This window comes from Lacisediminihabitans sp. H27-G8 (assembly GCF_046156175.1).
Lineage (GTDB): Bacteria > Actinomycetota > Actinomycetes > Actinomycetales > Microbacteriaceae > Lacisediminihabitans.
The window spans coordinates 356,492-383,382 of sequence record NZ_JAYLVL010000001.1 but is presented as its reverse complement, the minus strand read 5'-3'; the positions used below and the strand labels follow the sequence as shown (position 1 = coordinate 383,382).

Below are 26,891 nucleotides of genomic sequence, written 5' to 3'. Positions count from 1 at the left end.
CAGCAGTCCCTTCGGCGCTGGGGGAGCCTATTCGCCGATGAGCGCCCCATCTTTCCGCGGCGCCCCAGTTCCTGGACACAGCAGTCGCGGCGGCCCTCCCGCACCTAGGCTGACGCTCGTGGCCGCATCGTGGAGTACTCAGACCGCCCGGTATCTCGTCGGCCAGGCACTGTGCCCGCGCTGCGACAGTGTGCTCGACAGTCCGGACTCGTGCCGGAACTGCCAGGCCGACTTGACTTCACCGATCGCGTCTCAGGTGCAGGAGGCATCCGTGAGGGCGGCGGAGGCCATCATCGCGCGGCAGTACCTCATCGACACGCTCACCAGTGTGCGACCTGCGTCACGACCCGTGTCGAGACCCGTGTCGAGACCCGGGGTCGTGGCGGCCGATCCTGAGCCGCGGGTGACGCCCGATCCGGTCGTCGCATCGGGATCGCAGGTCAGCGTGCAGTCGGTTCTTGCGGTCGTGGGTGCCGCACTCTTCGCTATCGCCGCGATCGTGTTCACGTTCCTCAATCCCGACCTCACGAATTTCGGCACCCGCACCGCGATCGTCGGCTCTGTCACACTGCTCTTCCTCGGCGGTGCCTGGCTTCTCGCCCGGGCCAAGCTCCAGTTCTCGGCCGAAGCCGTCGGAGCGCTCGGAATGGTGTTCCTGGTGCTCGACGTGTGGGCACTCTCGACCCTCGCCGGGCCAGGAATCAGTGGATGGGCGATCGTAGGTGGCGCGACCGTGGTGGCCTCGGTCATCATGGTCTTCTTCGCGTCGCGCGCGCGGATCAGGACCTGGCTGTGGATCGGGCTGGTCGGTATCGCCGTGACGCCGGCGTTCTTCGGATACGCCGCCGGAGGGATCTGGGCAGCCACGCTCGGGCATGTCGCCGCCGCTGTGTTCGCTCTCGGGGTGCACGAAGTGATTCGTCGGCTCCGCACACGTTTCGCCGCACCACTCGCGGTGGATCGATTGACGGCGACACTGATCCAACTCGGCTTCGGCACGATCGTGCTCGTCCAGCTCTCCGCGAGCCCCGGCGTCGTGCAGTCCGCGGCGGTCATCGGCGTCCTGGCGGTGGTAGCCGCCCTGAATACACGCAACCAGTTCGCCGTGTTCGGGAGCCTCGTCGCCGGGGCGCTGTTCGTGACAGCGACCAGCATCCTTCCCCTGGCGCTCGACGCCGTCGACCTCCGGTGGCAGATCGCGCTTGTCCCGCTCGCCGGAGCGGTCGGCGTCGCGGCGCTTGCCGGTTTCGCACTCGCGGACGCCACTCCGGCTCGGACCACCATCCGCCGCCCGCCGCTCCTCCTCGGTGGCTGGTTCGTCGCACTGCTGTGTGCCGTGCCCGCCGCCGCCTTCGCCGGTGCGCAGCTCTTTTCGGCACTCGATCCACTCGGGGACGCCACGGATGGCGGTACCGCGATCCTCGGAGTCGCCGCCGCCAGTGCGGGATCGCTCGCCCTGTCCCTCATCCAACGACGGGTCGCGGTGGACGACTCGACCCCGTTCGATGGTGCACTCGCGAGACGCGCCCTGGCCGTCGCCCTCTGGGCGGCCATTCTGTCGATCCTCGCGGCGAGTGCCTGGACGGGGCTACCGGGCGTCGGCAGAGTGATCGTCGCGCTGGGGATCGCGCTCACGCTGAGCGTGCTCGTCACTCGAGTCCACAGGGTCCGGTCGAGTCCGCTGGTCCTTCGAACGCCGATCGTCGTCGGTGCCCACCTCGCGCTGGTGCTCGCCGGTGCGATGGCCTGGAGCTCAAACCCCTTCAGCATCGTGGGTGACGCGTGCGCCGTCTTCCTCGTGCTCGCGGTCGCACGAACTGTCCCCTCCAGGTTCCGCTGGGTGCACTCCGCAACCGGATTCGCCTTCGCGCTTGTCGTGGTCGCGCACGCCCTGGCCCTTGCCGGCCTCGACACCATCCCGGTGCTCTGCCTGACGACATCCGTTGCGTCGCTCTTCGCGCTTGCCGTCACTCTCGTTCGCCGACTGGGCGCGGCTTTCTGGCTCTCGATCCTGGCCGTCACCGCCGTGCCGTTCCTCATCGGCATCGCCTCGGTGCTCTTCGTCCGAAGCGGGTGGACCGCCCTTTCAACGGGAGTCACCTTCGCTCTCGCACTCACCCTCGTGGTCACCCGTCGCCCGGGCGTGAGCAGAATCCTGCGAGCATTTGCCGCGGCGTTGCTCGTGCCGACTCTGTCCGTCGTGGTGGTGTGCCTCGGTGCGCAACTGATCGTCGTGAGCGCCTCACCGATCACCCTGCCCGTCATCGCCCTCATCGTGGCCTGCGTGCTGCCGAGCTCCGGTGCGATCGGATCGTGGTTACTGCGGCGCGGACTGCCCGACGTGGACGTCCGCGCGGTGACGCGGTGGATCGAGGTCTCCGCACTGGTCACCGGTGCTCTCGCGGTGGTGGTCGCACTGGTGCGTGCCGCGGCCGGGCTGGGGACGTCCTTGCTCGTGTTGTTGATCATCGGTTTCGGCGCCGCGGTCACGGCCATCACGACCGGGCGGCGCTATGCCTGGGCCGTCGCCGGGGCCAGCTGGACGGGCGCCCTCTGGTGCTTCTGGGCCCTCGTCGGCGTTGCCATCCCCGAGCCGTACATCCTGCCCCCGGCCCTCGCCGCGGTGGTCGTCGGTGCACTCTCGGTGGGCCGGAAGCTGCCGGGTTCCCGCCTGTATTCCATTGGCCTCGCTTTTGCCGTGATTCCCACGCTTTTTCTTCTTGCCGGCTCGGGCTCGGGTCTTTCGTGGAGAGTGGTTGTCCTGCTCTCGGGTTCTGCCGTGCTAGTCATGGCCGGGGGGATTCTCTCCCGTCGCTCGGACCGACCAATGCTGATGAGGCTTGGCACACTCCGGACTCCCACTCTCCTTTTCGGGATGGTCGCGGCCTCCGCGGGCGCGGTGGAGGCAATCCGGCTGGGCTGGTCGATGGATCTGGTCGCAGTCAGACCGGTGATGCTCGCCGCGCTGGCCTTCAGTGCAGCCTCGGCCGCCCTCGCCGGCATCGCGGGCGCACTGCTTCTGAGGGTCGCCAAATCGGATCAGATGGCTCTGTCGGGCCGTCTCCGCGCATCCCGCTGGGTCTACGCGCCGGCTTTCGTCTATCTGGTTCTCGGCCCGATCTCCGCAGTGCGGAACGACTGGTTCTCGATCTGGACGCTCTGGGTGCTTGCCGTCGGGCTCTTGGCCGTCATGGTCACGACCACCGTACGCGCGCAGTCGCGCCCCGTCTCTCTGCCACCGGTCTGGTTCCTGTTCGTGCTCGGCTGGTGCACCGCGGTGGCGGGCTGGAGCGAACGGCAGTTGCGTGTAGAGGCGTTCTCCCTCGTGCTCGGCTTCGCCCTGCTCATCGTCGGCGTGCTCGCGATGCGACGTCAGACGCCTCCTGTTCGAAGGAGTCTGAACGCCTGGCCGGTGGGCTACACCGGTTCGTGGCGACTCCTGGCACCGGGCATCATCGTCTCGATCCTGCCGTCGACCGTCGCAACCGGAACGGATCCGCAGACGTTGCGCGCGATCCTCGTGATCGCACTGGCGTTGGCTGCGATCCTGATCGGGTCGCTGCGCAAGCTGGGGGCTCCGTTCATCCTCGGCATCATTGTTCTTCCGCTCGAGAACATCACGGTCTTCGCGGTGCAGGTCGGGCATTCGATCAGCGCAGCGCCCTGGTGGATAACGCTGGCAACTGCCGGCGCTGTACTGCTGGTTGTTTCGGTGACCTACGAACGCCGGGACGCCGGGAGCCGAGGTGTCGCTGCTCGCCTGCGTGATTTGAGCTGAACTCCCGACGCCGGAATTGGCACGGGACACGGGTCTCCTGACGGCTCGCTTGATTACAAAGCTCTCATATTGCGGGACATCCGCCCCGTCGGGTGTCTACTCTGGAACAGGCACAATCCGAGAGCGACGCCCCCAGAGGACCTGACGGTCACGCGGCCCGCACTCGTAGAGAGTGCCATTTCTATTTGCACGCCGGGCATGGTGCCCCTCTGCAAAGGCCATCGTCGTCGCCCCCAGGCAGCCTGCTGCCGCCACGCGTTCCCGCGCGCCCTGAGGAATGGAGAACAGCACTATGAGTCAACTTTGGAAGGAAAAACCGTTTCGCGGTGAACGCCGCAGCGAGCACACGCCGCTACCGCGCGCCGTCGAGAACGGCGCCGCGAACTCGCCGACCCTCGTGCTCTTCGTTCTCATCGCCACGGTCGGTGTTCTCGCCTATACGTTCTTCCTGCTCAACCCCGCCAACCGCGGGGACTGGCTGCCGTACACCCTGGTCATCACCGCCGAGGTCGTACTCGTGACCCAGGCGCTCGTCTCGATGTGGACGATCCTCTCCGGGGGCATCGACCCCCGCGACTTCGGCTTCCACCACTCGCAGGAGCGACTTTTCGACGCCGCATCGATCGAAGAGGAGGGCACCGACGCGCACCCCGAGCGATGGGGAGTCTTCCTCGAAGACGCGCGCATCGGCATCGACGTCTTCATCACCGTCTACGGGGAGAGCGTCGTCACCATCCGTCGCACGGCCACCGCGGCCATCGCGATGCGCGGCGAGCACGTCACCTGGATCCTCGATGACGGCGGTTCGGATGCGGTGCGCGACCTGGCCGCGGAGCTCGGGGCGCGCTACGTGCGCCGCCTCAGCAACAACGGCGCGAAGGCCGGCAACGTGAACCACGCGCTCTCGATCAGCAGTGGCCAGTTCTACGCCATCTTCGATGCGGACTTCGTGCCGAAAGAAGACTTCCTCTACGAGACCGTGCCCTTCTTCATCGACAGCAACGTGGCCTTCGTGCAGACGCCGCAGACCTACGGCAACATGAAGAACCTCGTCTCGAGCGGCGCCGGCTTCATGCAGTCGGTCTTCTACCGCTTCATCCAGCCGGGTCGCAACCGCTTCAACGCCGCGTTCTGTGTCGGCACCAACGTGATCTTCCGCCGCGAGGCCATCAACGACATCGGGGGGATGTTCACCGACTCCAAGTCGGAGGATGTCTGGACCTCCCTCATGCTTCACGAGAAGGGCTGGCGTTCGGTGTACATCCCGGTGACGCTCGCCGTCGGGGATGCCCCGGAGACCGTCGAGGACTACACGAAGCAGCAGTTGCGCTGGGCATCCGGTGGCTTCGAGATCCTGATGCGCCACAACCCGCTGAACCCGCGCCACCGCCTCACGATGGACCAGCGGCTCCAATACACCGTCACGGCCACCCACTACCTCGTGGGGATCACCCCGTTGCTCCTGCTTATGGTGCCCCCGCTCGAGATCTACTTCGACCTGCGCCCGGTGAACCTCACCGTCACCTGGCTCACCTGGCTGCTGTTCTACCTCGGCTTCTACGGCCTGCAGATCTTGCTCGCCTTCAACACCATGGGGTCGTTCCGGCCCGCAACGCTCGTGATGGCGACGGTGTCGTTCCCGATCTATATCCGCGCCTTCGTGAATGTGTTCTCCGGTCGTGAGCAGAAATGGCACGTCACCGGTGCTGCCGGCAAGCGGGTGTCGCCGTTCAACTTCATGATCCCGCAGGTGCTCATGTTCGCCTTCCTGCTGCTCACCTCGGTGGTCGCGGTCACGAAGGATGTCGGGCACGGTTCGATCACCCTCGCCACGGCCTGGAACCTCACCAGCACGCTCGTATTCGCCGTGTTCATCGGGGCCGCCCTCAAGGAATCGCACCTCGCACGAGTCACCGTGCCCGCTCGCCCGGAACTGCACGCCGGGTTCGCCCGCGTGCCGCGTTCGTCCGCTCGCCCCACCACCCGCGCCATCCCGGTGCACCGCGTCGCGACGCCCCACCAGGCCGCGACCGCTGAAGTCTTCAACTCGAAAGGAATGGTGTCCCGATGACCTGGGGAAACCGATTCCGCCTCCTCGGTGGACTGATGCTCGTGCTGGCCATCGTGGCTGGCGCAACCCTCGTGCTCAACCAGCGGGAGAACCAGGTGGCGAGCGGATCCGCGTCACTCGACGCGATCTCCTACTCCGTCGGATCCGACTACTCGGGCACCGTCGTCGCCGAATCAGTGAAGGCCGGCGACCGGGTGAAGAAGGGCGACCCGCTCATGACCATCCAGAGCGCAACCCTGCTGCGTGACCTCTCGTCGCCGAAGACCTCGCCGGTCAGCACCGCCTACACGACCTCCACCGACGGCACCCTCACCCTCACCGCCACCGAACCCGGCATCGTCTCGAGCGTGAAGGCACAGGTCGGCGGGCTCGTCGGTGCCGGGCAGCCGCTCGCCACCATCGACCGCACCGGGCCGCTCTTCGCGCTCGCCAAGTTCCGGGTGGACTCCTACGACTTCGCCCGCATCGAGAAGAAGGGGCGCGTCGACATCGTCCTGCCCAACCACAAGCGCATCACGGGCGTCGTCTCCGACGTCAAGGTGCAGACGGTGGGAGGCGAGGCGGATGCCGAGATCAAGGTCACGAGCAAGGACCTGGTCGCCGGCAGCAACGACGGCCTCGTCGAACCGGGCACCCCGGTGACCGCGATCCTGCACTTCCGCGACGATGGACCGCTCGCCGGAGTGAAGGATTCATTCTTCTCGCTCCTCGAGCAGATCGGAATCTAATGAAGAACTCCACACTCACCCGCGCCACCGGCCTCCTCGCCGTCGGCGTGATCGTCTCCCTCGTCGCCGCCTGCAGCGGCCCGGGAACCGACGCGGGCGGAAGCTCCGGTTCGGCATCGGCCGGGGTGCTGTCCGACAGCACCATCGGCGCGACGATCGCGAAGCTCCCGCAGAACACGGTGGGCGAGGTTCCCGTGACACGGCTCGCCCACGGACTCGCACCCCCGACGAACCGCTGGTTCTCCGGACTGGTCTTCGGTGAGCATCCGCTCCCCGTCTTCCCGCTTCCCCTGTCGTTCGGTCTCACCGACACCGGGTTCACCTTCGGGCTGCCGGAAGTCACCACCACCCCCGACACCATCACGGGCGGCAACACCCCGAGTGTCACCATCGACGCCGGCGCGCGCAGCAGCGAGATCACCGCCTATGACGACGCCTCGGTCACCATCGCGCATAAGTCCGAGTCCGGCAGCACACTCGGCTCGACGGTCATCGCCGAGGGGTCACCCCTCGTGAGCTTCACCGCCGCCAAGAAGCTCACGCTGAAACTCGGCCAGAAGTTCAGCCCGGCCGGCAAGGGCGTCTATTCGGCCAAGGTCGGAAAGACCACCTATGGCCTCCGCACGGCGGGGTCGCTGTCGAAGGACGGCTCCGGTGTCAGCCTCGCGGAAGGGGCGACCGCAACCTGGTTCCCCGTGCCCACCGACGGCACGCTGTCGGCCGTGGCCGCACACGCGGTGCCCGTAACCGCTGTGAAACTCGACTACACGAGCGGTGCCTCCACGGCGTCGACCACACTCGAGTACTCGACGGCCACAACCACAGACACGCTCATCGCCACCCTGCCGCACCAGCAGAAGTCGATGACCACTCCGGCCTGCACCCTCGGCAGCTTCCCCTCCATCTACGGCACTATGAAGCTCTGTGCCGAGAAGAGCCTCTCCTGGACCAGCCCGACGGTGAAATCATCCGACACCCTCGACCTCGGATCACTCGACGCGGTACAGAAGAAGGATCTCACCACCGCTGTCACCCAGGACGTCGCGCAGACCGCCGCCCTCCCGGCCGACACCTACTTCGGGGGTAAGGCGCTCTACCGTCTCGCCAACCTCCTGATGCTCGCCGACCAGCTGGGCGACACCTCGGCGGCGAAGACTGTCAGTGCCAAGCTCAGCGAAGCTCTGGGCGAGTGGACCGACCCCACGCGCTGCAAGAGCAACGCGGAGCGCTGTTTCGTCTACGACCCGAAGACGAAGGGGATCATCGGACTGCCCGCGTCCTTCGGCTCCGACCAGTTCAACGACCACAACTTCCACTACGGGTACTTCCTCTACGCAGCGAGTGTCGCTGTATCCCATGACCCGGCCCTGCGCACAAAGATCTCCCCGGTGATGAACCTTCTCGCCGCGGACCTGGCCTCGAGCGGAGACTCGAAGTATTTCCCGGATCGCCGGGGGTTCGATGCCTACGCCGGCCACTCCTGGGCCTCGGGCTACTCGCCGTTCGCCGACGGCAACAACCTCGAGTCCAGCTCCGAGGCGGTGAACGCCTGGAACGGCCTCGCCCTCTGGGGTTCGGTGAGCGACAACAGCGCGCTGAAGAAGGAAGCCTCGTGGATGCTCGCGAGTGAGGCGGCATCCGCCCGCTCCTACTGGACCGATTTCGACACCTCCGACCCGGTCTACGCCGACTACACACACTCCGTAGTCGCGCTCAACTGGGGCGGCAAGCGGGACTACTCCACCTGGTTCAGCGCGGACGCGAATGCCAAGCTCGGCATCCAGCTCATCCCGATGAGCCCGGCCAGCGGATACCTCGGTGGAGACCCGAAGCGCATCGCGAAGAGTGTGAGCGAGGCCACCTCCGGCGACTACAACAAGCAATTCGGGGACTACCTTCTGATGTACGCCGCGCTCGGTGGTGCCGACCAAGCGAAATCCGCCCTCGCCACCGCGCGTGACCTTCCGGAGAAGTTCATCGACGACGGCAACTCGCGCAGCTATCTCCTCGCCTGGATCATGACGAGGCGCTGATCGACGCTCGATAACGCCCTGTTTTGGGGAAGGCGTGCCGCTACTTATTACGCCTTCCTCCGTATTCGCGCAACGTCCTCCTTTTTCGCTTTGATCAGGAGCACGGTAGAGGCATGAAACGTGTTGCGTATGGGGGAGAGTCGTTCATCACCAGTGACGACGGGGCTGCGGCATTGCTCGACTTCGCGGCCTCGGCCGCGATGAGCGGCGTGGCCGAGGTGGTCACACTACCGAGCGTGCTGCCGGATGGGCGGGTCGTCTCGGTCAACCTCGTGATCGGCCCCTCGAGTGAACTCATCACCTCACCGGTCGAGACGACCCTTGCCGAGCCCGACACCGTGGCTGCGGCCGCTGCACTTCGTGAGCGCGCGACTCAGCTCGGCGCCACGAGCCTCCACGCCCATGGCGCGCCGATCCCGGGGAGGGATCTCGAGCCCTCGGCTCCCGACACCGGTGACCTCGAGCTCTACTGAGGGGTGGGGGAGTGATGTCGAACAATCCGGAATGCCCGCTGTGCGGCGGCGCGCTCGATCGCCGCGACGGTGACTGGTGGTGCGTCGGCTGCGAGGTGGCGTTCGACTGACCTGTCGGGCCTGACGACTCATCCGCACCTCAGGTCGCGGTGAACTCGCGGTAGCGTTCCGCCGCAGCCTCGAAGGTGCGGGACTGGGCCGAGGTGAGCGCCCCGAAGGGCTCGGGCACGATCCCGGCCATCCCCCGTGTGGACGTTCGGCGCCAGGTGCCGATCACCCGGCCGGCCGCCACGATTATCGGAAGGAAGATCCCGTTGCCGCCGGGCACGATCTTCTCGAAGTGTTCCGGCGGCAACGCGGCGGATCGATCCGAATAGCCGAGAAGATACTCGTCGAATCCGGGCAGGGCGAGGGCATCCGCCCGAAGGGCTGGGGGAGCGGGGGAGGCGGCCGCCATCCAGTGGATGATGCCTCCGACGGTGACTTCGCACACCGCATCGCCGGCGGCGGCGATGCCACGTCGCACATCCGCGAGAGTGAGCCGCGCCCACCAGGCGAGGTTGGCGACGGTCGCCGGGCCGTGCCCGATGAGATAGCGGAGAACGAACCGGGCGAGCAGTTCGTCACGGTCGAGGCGCGCCGTCGGCGCGATCCATTCCTCGACGAGGACGAGTCCCTGCTGGCTGCCGCTCGGCGGGCCCCAGCAGACGATGCCCCGTTCGGCGAGGAGCCAGAGGATGTGGTATCCGCGCTGGGAACCGGTACGGATGCCCGCATCCTCGAGTTCGTGCAGCACGGCATCCCGGCCAAGCGCATTCCGCCCGGCGATCGCCCCTTCGATCACCTCACGCGCCCGGCTCATCGTCGCCTCATCGAGTTCGAGCTGGCGCTGGCGGGTGCGCGCGGACGCGATGGTGCGCTCCCCGGAGACGGCGAGGATGTCGCGCAGGTCTTCCGCAGCGACCATCATGAGGGTCCCCCTCAGCGACGAGGACCGCACGACCGAGCCCTCGGCCATCGCGCGGAGCACATCGGAACGGCGTGCCCCCGGCGTTCGCAGCCCGATGCCCCAGAGGGATTGGCCGAAATCCTGGGACTGGATGGCGAACATCCGTCGCACGGTGTCGGTGACGGTGGCCGGGCCGCCCGCCGTGGTCGTCACCTGTTGCGCGGCGAGCCGGCGACCGAGCAGTTCCCTCTGTGAGAGGACCGGGGATGCCGTGGACATGGCTCCAGTATGGTCGCGACCACCGATCCCACCCTCGACTTCCCGGAGGTGGACTCATCCCACGCGAACAGGGAGTACCGTCGAAACCATGATCGGTTTCATTATTCTCCTGCTCGTCATCTGGCTCGTGCTCGCCATCCTGGGTTTCGTCATCAAGGGACTCTTCTGGCTCGCCGTCATCGGCATCGTGCTCTTCGTTGTCACGGCGATCGTCGGGTACATCAGGCGCGGGGGCAGCCGCTCCAAGGTCTGACCTTCCGCCAGGCGGACGTCTCCTACTCGTCGAGTTGCGCCGCGATGGTCGCTATCCGACGCGCGCGGGTATCGGCAGCTTTGGCCGACTCGACCTGCTGCACGAAGGCGCCTCGTCGCGAGGCGGAGAGGGCGTCGAACGCGTTCCGTGCGCGGTCGGAGAGCGCCGCGGCGAGATCCGACGGCAGTTCGATCTCGCGGGGAGATTCGTCGAGCTCGAGGGTCACGGTCACCTCGTCGCCCGCGGACAATCCCGTCGCGTCGCGGTGGGCGGAGCTGAACGGCAGCATGTAGCCGCCCGATCGCGACGACACGGTGCTCCGGTAGGAATAGTCCCCGATCGTGACGGTCACCGCCGGTTTGCGGGACGACCCGAGCGCCTCCACCGCGTCGTCGGGCACCGGAAGACCGGTGGCCTTCATGCCGGGAGCCTGCAGGAGCGTGGTCGAAAAAGTGACGGACCTTCCGTCACTGTACTGGTGCTCGAGACGCGTCGAAAGGGCGTCGTGATGAGGAGAACTCGGGGCCAATGTGGCCCGTTCTTGTCACACGGGTGCCCAAAACGAGGTACGTGCACTACAGTTGGCCATGCAGTTGCAGTACCTCGCACATCTTGAATGCTTGGAGCTTGCCGCTCTGGATAGTAATAACCAGCGCGATGGGTGCCATGTCTCTTTCGGGAGCGGACGATGAACACCGCGACGAGTGGGTCCGAAAGTCGGGTCCACGCGAAGACTCCTGAAGGAGAAAAATTATGGCACTAGGAACAGTGAAGTGGTTCAACGCTGAAAAGGGCTTTGGATTCATCGCCCCGGACGACGGAAGCCCGGACGTGTTCGCACACTACTCGGCGATCGCCTCGAGCGGCTACAAGTCGCTTGACGAGAACCAGAAGGTCGAATTCGACCTCGCCCAGGGCCCCAAGGGACCCCAGGCCGAGAACATTCGCCCGCTCTAAGACGCAAGTCTTCCGGCCGTAGTGGCCGAACTGGATGCAGCTTCGTGCGCCGAATAGGCGCTGTGGGTGTCCTTCCTCACGGATAAGGCCTCTCGCATGCTGTGGGCATCGCCCATCGCAGCTGATACTCCGAACTAACCGGTCCCGCACTCGTGCGGGGCCGGTTTTTTCATGTCCGCTCCCGGGGGCCGCCGGGAATGCGCGAGTGTCACCGGTCGTTACTCCGAGTGACTTCAGCAAGGATGGAACCATGACCGACACCACCACATCAACTCCCACTGCCCCGACGCCGGCGGAGGCGCTCGCGACCTACCACGGTCGTCGCGAACTCTCGGTGGTGCAGCCCAAGGGCAGCCTCGCACTCGTGAACACCCAGTGGATCGACTCCGAGCAGACCATCTGGGGGGTGCCCGGCAGCTGGGCACCGCTGTCGAAGGGCGAGTCGGGCCTCAGGCTCACCGCCGCGGCATCCGACGGCATCACCGTCGACGGGGTGCTGGTGGACGGCGAGGCGATCGTGCGCGGCAAGGATGCCGACACCCCGAGTGAGATCGTGTTCAGCGAGCACGTGAGCGGCTTCGTCATCGCCAGCGAGGAGGGCACTTACGCGCTCCGGGTCTGGGACGCCGACTCCGAGGGCATCCAGGAGTTCGGCTCCATCGACGCGTTCGACTACGACCCGGACTGGGTGGTCACCGGCACCTTCAGGGAACTGCCGGATGGCACGACAGTCGGTTTCGAGCACCTCAAGGACGACGGCAAGACCCGCGACCTGGCTGTCCCCGGCGAGATCACCTTCTCGAAGGACGGCATCGACTACAACCTCGCCGCGTTCAAGGCCGGCCGCGCGCTCCAGCTCGTCTTCTCCGACGCCACCAGCGGCGACAGCACCTACAGCGTCGGGCGCTTCCTCTTCGTCGCTCCGAATGCGGATGGCACGATCACCCTCGACTTCAACCGCGCAGTCCTTCCTCCCTGTGCCTTCAGCTACGCCTTCAACTGCCCGATGCCGCCGAAGCAGAACCGTTTCACCGTGCCGATCGAGGCCGGCGAGAAGAACGTGCTGAAGAAGGACGGGTCGCTGCTTCACGAGTGATCGCGTGTCGGTGCCGACTGCCGATCGGGACGAAACTGAGAGGGTACGGCTCGTTATCTGATCGGTACGCGGTCCGTTGGGACTTCGCGGCGTGGGCGCATAGCCTCTTCTCATGGTGCCAAACCGAGCAACTATCGTTAAAGCGTTCACCGCTGCCCTCGTACTGAGCCTCGGGCTGGCGGGATGTGCGACATCGCCAGCCGAGCCCGTTTCATCACCGAGTCCGAGCGCGTCATCGACGCAGGTTCCCGTGGCATCCCGGATCGTCATCTCGGGAGACGGGCTTGCCGTCGAGTCAGCCGATGGGGCTCTCCTCTCCAGCATCCCGTTCTCCGAGGACGTGATGGCGGCGAGAGCGAGCCTGACCACGGTGATCGGTAGCGAGCCGACGGTCACGCACGTCGCGGAGGACATCTGCAGTTTCGACCACGACAAGTACGACTGGAACGGGCTGTCGCTCGTCCCCCTGAACAGCGGTCCATTCCGCGCCGAGCGGGCCTTCTCGGTAGAGCTCACCGCGCCGAAGGTCGGCCGATCTCTATCACTCGAGTCGTCTGACGGCACTACCGTCGGGATGTCCGCGGACAGTCTCAAGGCGTCGTCGGGTGCGATCGCCGGCCAGGGCGAGGGAAATCAATATTTCACCTACGACGCGACACCGGTAGCTGGCGAAGCGGGAGTCTTCTGGGGAGCGCTGGTGGGGGTGAACGCCGACGGCACAGTCAAATCGTTCACGGCACCGTCCTTGACGCCCGACTACTGCTGATCCCAACTCGCCCGGACCCGCGCGTCACGGGCAGCCCGTGCGGAGTCGTTTCACGGCTGGCGCGCGTCGGCTCCCACTAGGATTGCGCCACTCGACCAATGCTGATCGGAGGTGCCATGACCAGCCCCTGGATAGTCGCGCGCCCCACCGACAGCTCCGAGCGACAGCGACTCGCGTCGGCCCACGATTCCGTGATCGCGACGCGAACGGCCGTGAGCGGCGTGCGTCGGCTCGTGCAGGAGTCCTGGCAGCGTTCGCTGCAACTCGAGCTCGACCCCGATCACCTCGGAGCGGCCATCGACTTCGACGAAGACGACCTGCACGAATATCGCAGCGCGCACCCCATGGCGCTGGCGCTTCCGACCATCCACGGCCTGCTCATCCGGCATACCTTCGATGCGGGGTTGATCGTCGCGATCGGCGACGAAGCCGGTCGACTGCTCTGGATCGACGGGGATCGGGCGCTCCGCCGCAAGGCGGAGGGCATGCTCTTCGTCGAGGGTGCCGACTGGTCGGAGCGCGCGGTCGGCACGAGCGCGCCCGGCACGGCACTCACGCTCGACCACGGCATCCAGATCCAGGGCGCGGAACACTTCAATCGCATCGTCCACCCGTGGAGTTGCACGGCCGTGCCGGTGCACGATCCCGCCTCCGGCCGCATCCTGGGGGTCATCGACATCACCGGGGGAGCGGATGCCGTGGCCCCGGCGACCCTTCCCCTGTTGGAGGCCGCTGTGGCGGCCGTCGAGTCGGAGATGCGCATCCGTCGGCTGGACGAGCTGAGTTCGCGCCCGCGTCGCTCCTCGACAGTCCTTGCTGCTCCCCGGGCGATCACGCCGCCCGTGCTGTCAGTGCTCGGCAGCGATGTCGGTCGAATCACCGTCGGGGGCCGGTCCATCGAGTTGAGCACGCGCCACTCCGAGATCCTCACCCTGCTCGCGTGGCATCCGGAGGGTCTCTCCGTCGACCGCCTCGCCGGGCTGGTCTACGAGCGCGAGGGATCGATCGTCACCCTGCGCGCCGAGATGGTGCGACTGCGCAAGGTGCTCGAGCGCATCGACGAGTCGCTCGTGCCGCTTTCCCGCCCCTATCGGCTGCCGGCGCGGCTGGACCTGGACGCCCACCGGGTGCTCGCGTTCCTCGACCGCGGTGCCCACCGTGTAGCGCTCGGGGCCTACTCGGGCGCGCTGCTTCCGACCTCGTCGGCCCCGGGTATCGCGGAGCTGCGCCAGGAGCTGAGCCAGCGTCTGCGTGACGCGTTGCTCACCGACGCCTCGGCCGAGACGCTCCTCGCCTATGCACGCACCGACGAGGCCGCCTACGACGCGGAGGTCTGGAGGGCCTGCCTCCGGATGCTCCCGCCGAAGTCGCCGAAGCGCGCCGCGGTCGTCGCGCGACTCGAACGCATCGAAGCAGAACTCGGCTTGCAACAAGTCGCAACCTCCCCGCAACCTCGGCGCTCTTAACCTGCAACGGAGCCCATTGGGTTCTTTTGACAGAGTCGTCGATAGGAGTTGCAATGACCGTTTACGCGGCCCCGGGTACACCGGATGCGAAATTCAGCTACAAGCCCCGCTATGAGCACTGGATCGGGGGCGAGTGGGTGAAGCCGGTTAAGGGGCAGTACTTCGAAGACATCTCACCCGTCAACGGAAAGCCGTTCTGCGAGGTCGCCAGAGGCACCGCCGAAGACATCGAGGCGGCCCTCGACGCGGCGCACAAGGCCGCGCCGGCCTGGGGCAAGACCAGTGCCACCGAGCGGGCGGCAGTGCTCAACCGCATCGCCGACGTGATCGACGCCAACACGGAGATTCTCGCCCTCGCCGAGACCTGGGACAACGGCAAGGCCATCCGCGAGACGCTCAACGCCGACATCCCGCTGGCCGCGGATCACTTCCGTTACTTCGCCGCCGCGATCCGTGCCCAGGAGGGCAGCTTCGCGGAGATGGACAACGGCATGACGGCCTACCACTACCACGAGCCGCTCGGTGTGGTCGGCCAGATCATCCCGTGGAACTTCCCCATCCTCATGGCCGTCTGGAAGCTCGCTCCCGCTCTTGCGGCAGGCAACGCCATCGTGCTGAAGCCGGCCGAGCAGACGCCCGCATCGATCCTCGTGCTGATGGAACTGATCGGCGACATCCTTCCCGCCGGAGTGGTCAACGTGGTCAACGGATTCGGTGTCGAGGCGGGCAAGCCGCTCGCGTCGAGCCCGCGCATCCGCAAGATCGCCTTCACCGGTGAGACCACGACCGGCCGGCTGATCCTGCAGTACGCGAGTGCGAACATCATCCCGGCGACCCTCGAACTCGGTGGCAAGAGCCCGAACGTCTTCTTCAAGGACGTCGCGGATGCCGATGACGCGTTCTACGACAAGGCTCAGGAGGGCTTCGCCCTCTTCGCGTTCAACCAGGGAGAGGTCTGCACGGCTCCGAGCCGCGCCCTCATCGAGAAGCCGATCTACGACAAGTTCCTCGGCGACGCGGTGAAGCGCACCTCGCTCGCGGTGCAGGGCAACCCGCTCGACACCGACACGATGGTCGGCGCCCAGGCATCGAACGACCAGCTCGAGAAGATCCTGAGCTACATCGACATCGGAAAGCAGGAGGGCGCAAAGCTCCTGCTCGGCGGCGAGCGTGCGGACCTCGGGGGCGACCTCAGCGAGGGCTACTACGTGCAGCCGACCATCTTCGAGGGCCACAACAAGATGCGCCTCTTCCAGGAGGAGATCTTCGGACCGGTGCTCGCGGTGACGAGCTTCGACGGCTACGACGATGCCATCTCGATCGCCAACGACACGCTCTATGGTCTCGGAGCGGGCGTGTGGTCGCGCAATGGCAACACCGCCTACCGGGCCGGCCGCGACATCCAGGCCGGTCGGGTGTGGGTCAACAACTACCACGCCTACCCCGCGGGCGCTGCCTTCGGTGGCTACAAGAGCTCGGGCATCGGCCGCGAGAACAGCCGCTTGGCGCTCGACCACTACCAGCAGACGAAGAACCTCCTCGTCTCGTACGACGAGAACAAGCTGGGCTTCTTCTAAACCCGCATCACCCCGGTGATCGAGCCTGTCGGCACTCTGACAGGCTCGATCACCGGTTTCGGGCGCATACTGAAACCAGATCGAAAGGACACCGATGTCTGTCGTCGAAAGCACCGGAGTGGTCACCGCAACGGTCACCGTTCCCGGCGAGACCATTCCACGGGTCGAGTTCCTGCCCGTGACCGTTGATCTTCTCCGCAAGCTCTGGGACCAGTACGGGCCGCTCATGATCCATCAGTCCGGCGGATGCTGCGACGGCTCGAGCCCCATGTGCTTTCCCGCGGGCGACTTCCTCACCTCCGACCAGGACGTCCTCCTCGGACGACTCGACATCGCCCCGGAAGGTGGCGAACCCCAGGTCATCGACTTCTGGATGTCCGCCGAGCAGTTCGAATACTGGAGCCACACCTTCCTCACGGTCGACGTAGTCAAGGGCAGGGGAAGCGGCTTCTCCGTGGAGTCTCCCGAGGGCGTGCGGTTCATGATCCGCTCCCGCCTGATGGAGACCGCGACGCCGTTCGTGTGAGACCGGGGCGTCTGTAGCACCCGTCAGAATGGAGTCGTGTTCGTCGCCGTATTGTCCTCGCCGGAAGGGATCGCCCTTCAGCGGTTGACGGCTGACGGCGCTGTCGACGGTGCCAGGCAGGATGTTGCCCTCGACTCGTTGGCCGCGAGTGTCGCAGACCTCGAGCGGCGGCATCCGCGGTGGGTGTGGGATGACACCGCCCGCTGGTATCCGCCTCTGCTCGCCGCCGGCGTCCGCGTCGAGCGGTGCGTCGACTTGCGGTTGTCCCACGCCATTCTGCGCAATTCGTCCCTGACGGCCGGGTCGGCGCTAGCGACAGCACCGCTGTCGTCCTGGGACCGTGGTGCACTCGACCGGAGCGACCGGCCGGCGGAGCACACCCTGTTCGACTGGGATGAGGCTCCAGAGCGCGACGCCGGGGAGGACACCCTCGCGGAGTTCGCCGCGCAGCGCGCCGCGATCGCTGGTGCCGATGACCCGGCACGGATCGGACTGCTGCTCGCGGCAGAGTCGGCCGGAGCTCTTGTCGCGGCGGAGATGATGCACGCCGGGCTGCCCTGGCGCGGCGACATCCACAATGACATCCTCGAGAGCCATCTCGGACCGCGCCCGGCGCCCGGCCAGCGGCCCGCGCGTCTCGACGCGACGCTGCAGCGGCTGCGACAGGCGCTGGAGGCCCCCACCCTCAATCCCGATTCACCCTCCGAACTGCTCAAGGCCCTCGCCGTCGCGGGGCTCATGGTCACGTCGACAAGGTCGTGGGAGCTCAAGAAGCTCACGCATCCGGCCATCGAACCGCTGCTCGAGTACAAGAAGATGGCGCGACTGCTGACGGCCAACGGATGGCACTGGCTCGACACGAACGTACGAAATGGCCGATTCCACCCCGAGTACGTACCCGGGGGAGTCGTCACCGGACGCTGGGCGAGCACGGGCGGCGGCGGGGCGCTGCAGCTTCCGAAGCAGATCCGCGGCGCTGTGGTCGCCGATCCGGGCTGGAAATTCGTGGTCGCGGATGCCTCCCAGCTCGAGCCGCGGATCCTCGCCGCGCTCTCGGGCGATCGCGGCATGGCAGAGGCGGGAAGTGCCGGTGACCTCTATGCGGGCATCGTCGCCAGCGGTGCTGTCGAGACCCGGGACGAGGCCAAGGTCGCGATGCTCGGCGCGATGTACGGCGCAACCTCCGGGGAAGGGGGGCGCCTCATGCCCCGGCTGGCCAGGGCGTACCCCCGGGCAATCGGCATGGTCGAAGAGGCCGCCCGTGCCGGTGAGCGCGGTGAGGTCGTGACGACCCGCCTCGGCCGCAGCTCACCACCGCCGGGACCGGCCTGGCGCGCCACCCAGGCGGATGCCTACGGCGAGACCGCCACAGAAGCTGACGCGGGTCGAGCGCGCGGGCAGGCGCGCAGCTGGGGTCGATTCACCCGCAACTTCATCGTGCAGGGGACCGCCGCGGAGTGGGCCCTCTGTTGGATGGCCAACCTGCGTCGCGCCCTTCACGACGGGGCCGGCGGATTGTGGCTCACCGAAGCGCCCCACCTGGTGTTCTTCATGCACGACGAAGTGGTGGTCCATACCCCGACAGACCGAGTGGCTGCCGTCGAGGCGGCCATTCGAACGGCCGCGGAGGATGCCGGTCGGCTGCTCTTCGGCGCCCTGCCGGTGACCTTCCCGCTCACGGTTGCCATCGTGGATGATTACGGGGCCGCCAAGTAGCTCAGGGCTTGGCGCGCCGTCCCCGCTTCGGCCGTGCGTCCGACAGGGGGCGGAAGGAGTCGAAATCGGCAAGCGCGGCGATCGCGGAACCGAGCCAGGCGACCGCGGCCACGGCCTGCGCCTCGCGTGCGACGAGGGCGAGCCGGGCATCCGCGAATTGCGGTTCGGCGGTGGACCGAGTCGCGACGAGATCGCGCTCCCACCAGCGACGGTAGCTCTCTGCGACGGTCTTGGCTGCCACCGGGTCGATGGAGCTCGTCACGAGCACCTGATCGAGCATCTCGGTCCACTCGGGAAGGCCTTCGATCACCGGCTCGGTCATCCAGCCGTTCGCGGCCACCCGACCGGTCTCGGTGAGGCGATAGAGGGGAAGTGAGTCGACGGATGTGCCGGCGGGCTCGACGAGTCCCGTCCGGGCGAGCCGTTCCAGTGTGCTGTAGATCTGGCCGACGTTGACCGCACGACGGTGCGGGGCGCGGGTAGCGAGCTCGGAATGGAGCTGCAGGCCGTACCCCTCGCCGAGGGATAACACGGCGAGAAGGCCGTCCCGTACCGACATCCACGCCTCCTCTGGCCAATCAAAACCATGCTGAGTATATATTCGCCGGAGCACTCGGCAATTACACAGTTGTTATTTACCGGAGTCTTCGGCGATAATGGGCGAAACGGCTTGCCGTGTAACTGAATAGCGCAGCACGGAACATTCCGAGGTCGATGGGGAAGTCGCACCTCAACGGAATGGAGTTATCGTGGCTGCACTAACCAATACCAGTGTCGCAATGGCGCGGGGTGTTCTCTTCGTGCACTCCTCTCCACGAGCACTGTGCCCGCACATCGAGTGGGCCGCAGGGGGAGCGATAGATCGCGCCGTGAACTTCCAGTGGGAAGAGCAGCGGGTGCTCAAGGGCTCCATGCGCACCGAGTTCTATTGGGAAGGCGCACAGGGCACCGGCGCTGCCATCGCCTCCGCCCTCCGCGGCTGGGAACACCTGCGCTTCGAGGTGACCGAGGACTCCTCTCCCGGCAGCGACGGCGGTCGCTGGATGCACACGCCCGACCTCGGAATCTTCTTCGCCCAGACCGACACCGCGGGCAACGTGGTGATCCCGGAAGACCGGGTGCGCTACGCCATGGAGATCGCCGGCTCGGATGCCTTCGAGCTGCACCGTGAGCTCCGTCTCGCCCTCGGCCAGGCCTGGGATGACGAGCTCGAGGCATTCCGTCACTCCAGCGACACCAACCAGGTCGTCTGGCTGCACAAGGTCGGCTGAGCCGGCCGATCGCTCGCGGGACGAATCGCTTGCCTTCCCCGCTTTCAGACGCGGGCACCCGTCTTCTGCGCCGGGGAAGACGTCTCGAATGGGCGACGCTCGCCTGGAACGTCACCGGGGTGGCCGTACTCACTGTTCTCGCGGCGAAGGCGTCCTCGGTAGCGCTGGCCGGGTTCGGGCTGGACAGTCTCATCGAGATCGGCGCGTCCACGGTCGTGCTGTGGGAGCTGTCGGGCACGGGTGAAGCCCGGCAGAGGCGCGCGCTGCGGCTGATCGGGATCGCATTCGTGCTGTTGGCCGCGTATCTGCTCACCCAGTCCGTCGCGGCGCTGGTAACCGGTCACCGTGCATCGCCCGGTGTCGGGGGGATCGTCTGGACCGCCGTGACGGCCGTCGTCATGTTCAGCCTCGCGACGGCGAAGGGGCGAACCGGTCGCGCCCTCGGCAACCCCGTGCTGCTCACGGAGGGCCGCGTGACCTTCGTCGACGGAATGCTCGCCGTCGCCGTGCTCCTCGGAATCAGCCTCGACCTCCTCCTGGGGTGGTGGTGGGCGGATCCGGTGGCCGGTTTCGTCATCGTCTTCTACGCGGTTCGGGAAGCGACACAGATCTTCCGCTCCGGCCAGTCCTAGCCCGGAGCCGAGCAGAGAGCCGAGTGGAAACCAGCCAGGCGATTCGCCGGCTGGCTGATGGCACTACCGGCGGTAGACCTCGACGATGCGCTCCACGTAGTTCGTCGGCGAGAACAGCTCGCGATCGACGAGGGCACCCTTCGAGAGCCCGACGAGCAAGGAGGGGTCTTCGACGAGCGCCACGAGAGCATCGGCCAGGCCCGCATCATCCGCAGACTCCGACAGATAGCCCGAGTTGCTCAGCCCCTCCTTGAGCTTCGGATCGCAGTACAACACGCCGCGCTCCCGGCTCACGGCTTCGGCGATGGTCATCGGCTGGTTATCGAATCCCAGCGAGGTGAGGGCGATGGCGGCCGAGGCATCCATCAGCGCAAGCACCTCGTCATGCGGGAGGGCACCCTGCACCCGCATTTCCGGATGGTTCGCGGCCAGTTTCTTCAGCGCGGGAAGGTCTGAGCCCTCTCCGACGAAGTCCACGGTGAAGCCGTTGTCGGTGCGCGCCAGGGCCGCGATGACGGCCCTCGCGAAGTGCAGCGGACGCTTGACCGGCTCGCAGCGGGCGACCCAGAGGAAGCTCGGGTGGCGCGCCTGTTCGATCGTGAGGGCGTTGGACGCGACATCCGACGTCGCGATCGGGTTGGGGATCACCGAGATGGTGCCGGTGACGCCGGCGGCGGCGAGGTCTTCCGCCTGGTGTTTCGAGGGCGACACCACCTGCTTCGCACGACGGGCCATGGCGAGCACGAGATTGCGCAGCAGGTTGTCGGTCTTGCGCGGAGTGAACAGGATGTTCGGGATCTTCTCGCCGATCACCAGCTGGAGAGCCCAGCGGATGAACCAGGCGACGGATGCCTGCGGCGGTCCCTCGCTCGCCCAGTAGAAGCTGTGCACCGTATGGACGAGCGGGATCCCCATGTTGGCCGCTGCAGCATCGACCACGTGCGCAAGCCCGAATTCTGTTTGGACGTGCACCACGTCCGCCTTCTCGGAGCGCAGGTACCGCTCGAGTGCGGCCACGCTGCGGGCGTTGTTGGGGATGACCGCGAGATCGAGCACGGGCAGCCGGAACAGCGGCTTCACCAGGAGGCCGTCGGCGGATCGCTGGTAGCGCGCTCCCCGGAAGCCACGGGCCGGCGAGACGACGATCACGGTGTGCCCGGCGTCCTCGAGTGCGAGCTTCTGCTGGCGCATCGAGGTCTGGGCGCCCCCGACATAGTCGAAGTAGTAGTCGCTGACGATGGCGATCTTCAGCGGGCCGCCTGGCGCGCCGGTCATACGCTCCGGAAGGCCAGCACGGCGTTGTGACCGCCGAAGCCGAACGAGTTGCTGATGGCGAGCAAGGGACCGTCGCCGAGCGAGCGGGGGCTCGTGACGACATCGAGTGGGATCTCCGGATCCTGGTCTGTCAGGTTGATCGTGGGAGGCGCGGTGCGGTCACGGATCGCGAGGATCGTGAAGATCGCCTCGAGCGCACCGGTGCCGCCGAGCAGGTGGCCGGTCGCGCCTTTAGTGGCCGAGACGGGGATCTGGCCCAGTCGGTCGCCGAACACGGAGAGCAGCGCCTTGTATTCCGCGATGTCGCCGACCGGAGTGCTGGTGGCGTGCGCGTTGATGTGAACGACCTCATCCGGCGTGGCGCCGGCCTGCTCGAGCGCCGCATAGACGGCTCTGGCGGCCCCACGGCCCTCGGGATCGGGCGCCGTGATGTGGTACGAGTCGCTCGTGACCCCACCTCCCGCGATCTCGGCGTAGATCCGGGCTCCCCTGGCCAGAGCGTGCTCCTCGGTCTCCATGACGATGGTCGCCGCACCCTCGCCCATGACGAATCCGTCGCGGGCACTGTCGTAGGGCCGCGAGGCCGTCGCGGGGTCGTCGTTGCGCTTCGAGAGCGCCTGCATGCCGGCGAAGGCCGAAATGGTGAAGGGATGGATCACGGATTCGGTTCCGCCCGCGACGATGACGTCGGCGAGGCCCGCCTGCAAATGGTCGTACGCATTGGCGATGGACTCGGTGCTGGAGGCACACGCGGAGACGTCGGTGCGGGCGAAGGCGCGCGCGTCGAGGTCCATGCTGATCGCCGCGGATGCCGCATTGGGCATGAGCATCGGAACGGTCATCGGAAGCACGCGGCGTGGTCCCTTTTCGCGCAGGGTGTCCCAGCCGTTCAGGAGGGTCCACAGTCCGCCGATGCCCGTCGCGTAGTCCACTCCGAGGCGCTCGGGGGCGACCTCGGGCGAGCCGGCATCCTTCCACGCCTCACGGGCGGAGACGAGAGCGAGCTGGGCGGAGGGGTCGAGGCGCTTGGCTTCCTGGCGCTCGAGGAACTCTTCGGGCCGCACGATGGACTCGGCAGCGAATGTCACGGGAAGGTCGTACTTCTCGACCCAGTCGTATTCGAGGCTGCGGCCACCGGAGGCGCCGGCGAGGAGTGCGGCCCAGGTATCGGGCGCGGTGGCTCCGATCGGCGAAATAGCACCGATTCCGGTGACGACGATCTTCTTGGTCATGGCGGCAACTCTCTGGTGAATAGACGCGGATGGCGTCGTCCGACGGGCGCGGCCAGCCCAGCGAAGAGCGTGGGCTGGCCAGCCGCGTTGGTGGGCCCAGCGGGCCCGATTTCCGTGCTGGGTGGTACTTAGTCCTGGGCGGCGACGATGAAGCTCACGGCGTCACCGACGGTCTTGAGGTTCTTGACCTCTTCGTCCGGGATCTTCACGTCGAACTTCTCTTCCGCGTTGACGACGATCGTCATCATCGAGATCGAGTCGATGTCGAGGTCGTCGGTGAACGACTTGCCCAGCTCGACCGAGTCGGTGGCGATGCCGGTTTCGTCGTTGATGAGCTCGGCGAGACCGGCCAGTACTTCTTCGGTGGACAATGCCATTGTGTTATCTCCTTGGGGGTGTCGTTTGACCGTTGATTATCTTACGGGAGCACAACGACCTGGGCTCCGAAGACCAGCCCGGCGCCGAATCCGATCTGCAGCGCGAGTCCGCCGCTGAGTTCGGGATGCTCGGCGAGCAGCCGGTGGGTGGCGAGAGGGATCGACGCGGCCGAGGTGTTGCCGGTCGTGGCGATGTCGCGGGCGATCATCACCGATTCGGGCAGCTTGAGCTGCTTGGCGAACTCGTCGATGATGCGCATGTTGGCCTGGTGGGGGATGAATGCCGCGAGGTCGGCCGAGGTGATTCCCGCGGCCTCCAGGGCCTGCTTGGCGACCTTGGCCATGTCCCAGACGGCCCAGCGGAAGACGGTCTGGCCCTCCTGGCGGAGGGTGGGCCACTCGGCAGTTCCGTCGCGGAAGGCGGTGAGGGTGGAGTTCATGCCCACCGCATCCGCCTTGGAACCATCAGAGCCCCAGACCGCCGGAGCGATGCCGGGAGTCTCGCTCGGGCCGATCACCACGGCACCTGCACCGTCACCGAGCAGGAACGAGATGGAGCGATCCGTCGGGTCGACCACATCGCTGAGCTTCTCTGCGCCGATCACCAAGGCGTAGTGCGCGGCACCCGTGCGGATGAGGGCATCGGCCTGGGTGACGGCGTAGCTGAATCCGGCACAGGCGGCATTGGTGTCGTAGGCCGCTGCCGGGTTGGAGCCGACGCGATCCGCGACGACCGCGGCCATGGAGGGGGTCTGCTGCACGTTACTGATCGTCGCGATGATCACAAGGTCGATCTGGTCGGCGGCGACGCCGGACTTCTCGATCGCCTCCCGAGCGGCATCCGTGGCGAGGTCGACCGCGAGGATGCCGGCTGAGGCGCGTGTGCGGGTGACGATTCCCGTGCGTTGCTGGATCCACTCGTCGCTCGAATCGATCGGGCCGATCAATTCTTCGTTGGGCACGACACGGTCGCCGCGCGCCGCGCCGTAGCTGTAGATACGGGTGAATTGCGCACCGTGGGTCTGGTTCAGGATGGGGTGGCTCATGACTTCCCGTCGATCAGGTCGAATGCGGCAGAGAGGTCGTCCGGAGTCTTGACGGCCACCGTTGGCACTCCTTTGAGGCCGCGTTTCGCCAAGCCGACCAGGGCGCCGGCCGGCGCGATCTCGATCAGGCCGGTGACGCCAGCGGCCGCGAACGCGTCCATTGTCTTGTCCCACCGTACAGGGGAGGAAACCTGCCCGACGAGCAGCTCGATGAACGAGGCACCGTTCGCGATTGCCGATCCATCGTGGTTGGTCCAGATGGTGAGGCTCGGATCGTGCGTCTCAATTCCCGCAGCCACGGTCGACAGGTGGGCGACCGCCGGCGACATATACCTGGTGTGGAATGCCCCCGCGACCTGAAGGGGAATCACCCGCGCCCCGGTGGGCGGCGCTTCCTTGAGAGCCGCTAGTGCATCGAGGGCTCCCGCGACCACGATCTGGCCCCCGCCATTGAAGTTCGCCGGTTCGAGCCCCAGCTCCGCGAGCTTCGCGAGCAGTTCGTCTTCCGCTGCGCCGATGACCGCGCTCATGCCGGTGGGTTCGAGGGCCGCGGCGCCGGCCATGGCGGATCCCCGCTCGCGCACGAGCGTCATCGCATCCGTCTCACTGAGGATGCCGGCGGCGGCGGCGGCGGTGACCTCGCCGACCGAATGCCCGGCGACTCCGCCGATCTTGTCGCGGCGCCCCTCGAGCAGCGCGGCGAGAGTGAGGAGGCCGGCGGCGACGATGAGCGGCTGGGCGACGGCGGTGTCGCGGATCGTGTCGGCGTCGGAGGTGGTGCCATGCGCGGCGAGGTCGATGCCCGCGGCATCCGAGAGCGCGGTGAGGTGATCGGCGAACCGTGGTTCAGCCAGCCAGGGGGAGAGGAAGCCCGGAGTTTGAGAACCCTGGCCGGGACAGACGACGACGATCATCAGTCCAGTCTGCCGTGCTCGAGCACTTCCCGGGTTGTAGACCGTCACTAAGAAATACCGCGCAGCTTGGGTCGATCCCACAATCCTGATGGGTCGGCGGCAGACTGTGACCCGGACTACCGGCGTCCTCGGCAGGTTCTCCGGCCGGGGTGCGGTGCGCTCACAGCGGGCGATTGCGGCCCGCACGGGCCGGCACGCCGGACCGGAGTGTCCGTTTTCGCCCGTGGGCGTGGGCGGCGCGCCAGCGTTCCGCACGGCCGCTAGCGGCGGCGCAGCGGACCGTCCGGCTCGGCGATCGATCCGATGATGAGAGCCGCCTGCAGGATGAGGGACTCCCGGGCGCCCGTGGCATCCCATCCGATCACCTCGGAGACCCGTTTGAGGCGGTACCGCACAGTGTTGGGGTGAACGAACAACTCGCGTGCCGTGGCCTCGAGAGACCGACCGTTGTCCAGGTAGCACCAGAGAGTGGCGAGGAGCTCGGTGGAGTGCGCCTGCAGCGGTTTGTAGATGCGGTTGATGAGCGTGGCCCGGGCGAGGGCGTCCCCGGCGAGTGCCCGTTCGGGAAGCAGGTCATCGGCGAGAGTGGGTCGGGGGGCGTTGCGCCAGGACCGGGCGACCGCGAATCCGGCGAGCGCCGCCTTGGCACTGCGGGATGCTTCGACCAGGGAGGGAACCTGGTGGCCGAGTACCAGGTTACCGTCGCCGAAACCCGGCTCCAGCGCCGATGCGATCTCGAGAAAGGGAGTCAGGGTCGCGTCCGCGGGCTCATCGTCCTGGGGAGTGGGATGAGCGCGCCCGATCACGAGGACGAGCCGGCTTCCCTGCACGCCGATCAGCACGTCGGCATCGAGGTGTCTCGCGGTTCGGCGCAGCATGTCGACGTCGAGCATCTTCGGCGCGGTGCCGACGAGAACGGAGACCTCGCCATGCCCATGCCACCCGAGCGCGGCGATTCGCGACGGCAGTTCGTCGTCGTACTCCCCGCTCAGGATCGAGTCGACGACGAGAGCTTCGAGCCGTGCATCCCACAACCCGCGAGCCTCGGCCGCACGGGCGTAGACATCCGCCGCCGCGAAAGCGATCTCCCGGGAGTAGAGCAGGATCGCCTCCCGCACGGTCTCGTCGGCGCCCTTGACGCGGTCTTCCACCACTTCGACGGTCACGCGGATGAGCTGGAGGGTCTGCGTGAGACTCACGGAGCGAAGCAACTCACGGGGAGCCGCGCCGAAGACATCCGCCGCGATCCATGGGGTCGAGGTGGGGTCGTCGTACCAGTGGATGAAGGAGGTGATTCCCGCCTGAGCGACCAGCCCGACCGCCGACCGCCGCCCCGGCGGCATTTCGCCGTACCAGGAGAGCGTGTCGTCGAGTCGTTTGAGGGTCGCCGTGGCGAGCTCGCCGGATATCGCCCTCAGCCAGGCGAGCGTCTGTTCCTTTGTCTTGACCGCAGGTGCCATGTCGTCGCGAGCGTCG

Annotated in this window: 24 protein-coding genes; 15 read left to right on the top strand and 9 right to left on the bottom strand. The window is 66.9% G+C overall.

Annotated elements, in window-relative coordinates; all coding sequences use genetic code 11:
• Window positions 1–118 precede the first annotated feature (118 nt).
• From VLI63_RS01770 to VLI63_RS01750, 5 genes are all read left to right on the top strand, one after another.
• Window positions 119–3,778 carry an SCO7613 C-terminal domain-containing membrane protein gene (locus tag VLI63_RS01770; RefSeq protein ID WP_409155178.1) on the top strand — a complete coding sequence of 1,220 codons (3,660 nt, stop codon included), beginning with the start codon at window positions 119–121 and terminating at the stop codon, window positions 3,776–3,778.
• Between the two features lie 292 nt (window positions 3,779–4,070).
• A complete protein-coding gene (locus VLI63_RS01765) occupies window positions 4,071–5,849 on the top strand; it encodes a glycosyltransferase family 2 protein (protein WP_409155176.1) in 1,779 nt (592 codons plus the stop codon).
• Window positions 5,846–6,577 carry an HlyD family efflux transporter periplasmic adaptor subunit gene (locus VLI63_RS01760; RefSeq protein ID WP_409155175.1) on the top strand — a complete coding sequence of 244 codons (732 nt, stop codon included), beginning with the start codon at window positions 5,846–5,848 and terminating at the stop codon, window positions 6,575–6,577. Before VLI63_RS01765 ends, VLI63_RS01760 begins: the two co-directional genes overlap by 4 nt.
• Complete coding sequence (locus tag VLI63_RS01755; protein ID WP_409155174.1) at window positions 6,577–8,610, top strand: glycosyl hydrolase; 2,034 nt, start codon at window positions 6,577–6,579, stop codon at window positions 8,608–8,610. Before VLI63_RS01760 ends, VLI63_RS01755 begins: the two co-directional genes overlap by 1 nt.
• Window positions 8,611–8,723: 113 nt before the next feature.
• Window positions 8,724–9,083 (top strand): hypothetical protein, encoded by a 360-nt coding sequence (locus VLI63_RS01750; protein ID WP_409155172.1) that lies wholly within the window; start codon window positions 8,724–8,726, stop codon window positions 9,081–9,083.
• A 139-nt stretch (window positions 9,084–9,222) separates the two neighbouring features.
• On the opposite strand, the gene VLI63_RS01745 is transcribed toward VLI63_RS01750, so the two are convergent.
• The gene (locus VLI63_RS01745) at window positions 9,223–10,311 is read right to left on the bottom strand and encodes a winged helix DNA-binding domain-containing protein (RefSeq protein ID WP_409155170.1); all 1,089 of its coding nucleotides are present in this window, start codon (window positions 10,309–10,311) and stop codon (window positions 9,223–9,225) included.
• 88 nt (window positions 10,312–10,399) lie between these two features.
• On the opposite strand from VLI63_RS01745, the gene VLI63_RS01740 reads away from it, so the two are divergent.
• The gene (locus tag VLI63_RS01740) at window positions 10,400–10,564 is read left to right on the top strand and encodes a hypothetical protein (protein ID WP_409155169.1); all 165 of its coding nucleotides are present in this window, start codon (window positions 10,400–10,402) and stop codon (window positions 10,562–10,564) included.
• 22 nt (window positions 10,565–10,586) lie between these two features.
• Here VLI63_RS01740 and VLI63_RS01735 read toward each other — a convergent pair whose 3' ends face one another.
• Window positions 10,587–11,093 (bottom strand): YdeI/OmpD-associated family protein, encoded by a 507-nt coding sequence (locus VLI63_RS01735; protein ID WP_409155167.1) that lies wholly within the window; start codon window positions 11,091–11,093, stop codon window positions 10,587–10,589.
• A 224-nt stretch (window positions 11,094–11,317) separates the two neighbouring features.
• Between VLI63_RS01735 and VLI63_RS01730 the strand changes: the two genes are divergently transcribed.
• From VLI63_RS01730 to VLI63_RS01700, 7 genes are all read left to right on the top strand, one after another.
• Window positions 11,318–11,521: a cold-shock protein gene (locus tag VLI63_RS01730; RefSeq protein WP_147784641.1), complete on the top strand. Its 204-nt coding sequence runs from the start codon at window positions 11,318–11,320 to the stop codon at window positions 11,519–11,521.
• 250 nt (window positions 11,522–11,771) lie between these two features.
• A complete protein-coding gene (locus VLI63_RS01725; RefSeq protein ID WP_409155166.1) occupies window positions 11,772–12,617 on the top strand; it encodes a DUF1684 domain-containing protein in 846 nt (281 codons plus the stop codon).
• A 112-nt stretch (window positions 12,618–12,729) separates the two neighbouring features.
• Entirely contained in the window at window positions 12,730–13,383 is a 654-nt protein-coding gene (locus VLI63_RS01720) for a hypothetical protein (RefSeq protein WP_409155164.1), read from the top strand.
• A gap of 116 nt (window positions 13,384–13,499) precedes the next feature.
• A complete protein-coding gene (locus VLI63_RS01715) occupies window positions 13,500–14,849 on the top strand; it encodes a GAF domain-containing protein (RefSeq protein ID WP_409155163.1) in 1,350 nt (449 codons plus the stop codon).
• A 53-nt stretch (window positions 14,850–14,902) separates the two neighbouring features.
• Window positions 14,903–16,426 carry an aldehyde dehydrogenase family protein gene (locus VLI63_RS01710; protein WP_409155162.1) on the top strand — a complete coding sequence of 508 codons (1,524 nt, stop codon included), beginning with the start codon at window positions 14,903–14,905 and terminating at the stop codon, window positions 16,424–16,426.
• Window positions 16,427–16,520: 94 nt separating this feature from the next.
• Window positions 16,521–16,952, top strand: a complete 432-nt coding sequence (locus tag VLI63_RS01705) for a DUF779 domain-containing protein (protein ID WP_409155160.1) — start codon at window positions 16,521–16,523, stop codon at window positions 16,950–16,952.
• A 36-nt stretch (window positions 16,953–16,988) separates the two neighbouring features.
• The gene (locus tag VLI63_RS01700) at window positions 16,989–18,668 is read left to right on the top strand and encodes a bifunctional 3'-5' exonuclease/DNA polymerase (RefSeq protein WP_409155158.1); all 1,680 of its coding nucleotides are present in this window, start codon (window positions 16,989–16,991) and stop codon (window positions 18,666–18,668) included.
• Window position 18,669: 1 nt separating this feature from the next.
• On the opposite strand, the gene VLI63_RS01695 is transcribed toward VLI63_RS01700, so the two are convergent.
• On the bottom strand, window positions 18,670–19,227 hold the full coding sequence (locus VLI63_RS01695) for a PadR family transcriptional regulator (RefSeq protein ID WP_409155157.1): 558 nt from the start codon (window positions 19,225–19,227) through the stop codon (window positions 18,670–18,672).
• Between the two features lie 220 nt (window positions 19,228–19,447).
• Between VLI63_RS01695 and VLI63_RS01690 the strand changes: the two genes are divergently transcribed.
• Together VLI63_RS01690 and VLI63_RS01685 are read left to right on the top strand one after the other, a co-directional pair.
• Window positions 19,448–19,939 carry a DUF3145 domain-containing protein gene (locus VLI63_RS01690; protein WP_185204076.1) on the top strand — a complete coding sequence of 164 codons (492 nt, stop codon included), beginning with the start codon at window positions 19,448–19,450 and terminating at the stop codon, window positions 19,937–19,939.
• Window positions 19,940–19,968: 29 nt separating this feature from the next.
• Complete coding sequence (locus tag VLI63_RS01685; protein WP_409155156.1) at window positions 19,969–20,571, top strand: cation transporter; 603 nt, start codon at window positions 19,969–19,971, stop codon at window positions 20,569–20,571.
• A 63-nt stretch (window positions 20,572–20,634) separates the two neighbouring features.
• On the opposite strand, the gene VLI63_RS01680 is transcribed toward VLI63_RS01685, so the two are convergent.
• The 6 genes from VLI63_RS01680 to VLI63_RS01655 all read right to left on the bottom strand — a co-directional run bounded on the left by VLI63_RS01680 (window position 20,635) and on the right by VLI63_RS01655 (window position 26,875).
• On the bottom strand, window positions 20,635–21,846 hold the full coding sequence (locus tag VLI63_RS01680) for a glycosyltransferase family 4 protein (RefSeq protein WP_409155154.1): 1,212 nt from the start codon (window positions 21,844–21,846) through the stop codon (window positions 20,635–20,637).
• Complete coding sequence (locus VLI63_RS01675) at window positions 21,843–23,078, bottom strand: beta-ketoacyl-[acyl-carrier-protein] synthase family protein (RefSeq protein WP_409155153.1); 1,236 nt, start codon at window positions 23,076–23,078, stop codon at window positions 21,843–21,845. Before VLI63_RS01675 ends, VLI63_RS01680 begins: the two co-directional genes overlap by 4 nt.
• 128 nt (window positions 23,079–23,206) lie before the next feature.
• Window positions 23,207–23,455, bottom strand: coding sequence for an acyl carrier protein (locus VLI63_RS01670; protein WP_185200773.1), 249 nt, complete (start codon window positions 23,453–23,455; stop codon window positions 23,207–23,209).
• Window positions 23,456–23,496: 41 nt separating this feature from the next.
• Window positions 23,497–24,501, bottom strand: a complete 1,005-nt coding sequence (locus VLI63_RS01665; protein WP_409155151.1) for a beta-ketoacyl-ACP synthase III — start codon at window positions 24,499–24,501, stop codon at window positions 23,497–23,499.
• A complete protein-coding gene (locus tag VLI63_RS01660; protein WP_409155150.1) occupies window positions 24,498–25,415 on the bottom strand; it encodes an ACP S-malonyltransferase in 918 nt (305 codons plus the stop codon). Before VLI63_RS01660 ends, VLI63_RS01665 begins: the two co-directional genes overlap by 4 nt.
• 260 nt (window positions 25,416–25,675) lie before the next feature.
• On the bottom strand, window positions 25,676–26,875 hold the full coding sequence (locus VLI63_RS01655; RefSeq protein WP_409155148.1) for a PucR family transcriptional regulator: 1,200 nt from the start codon (window positions 26,873–26,875) through the stop codon (window positions 25,676–25,678).
• Window positions 26,876–26,891 lie beyond the last annotated feature (16 nt).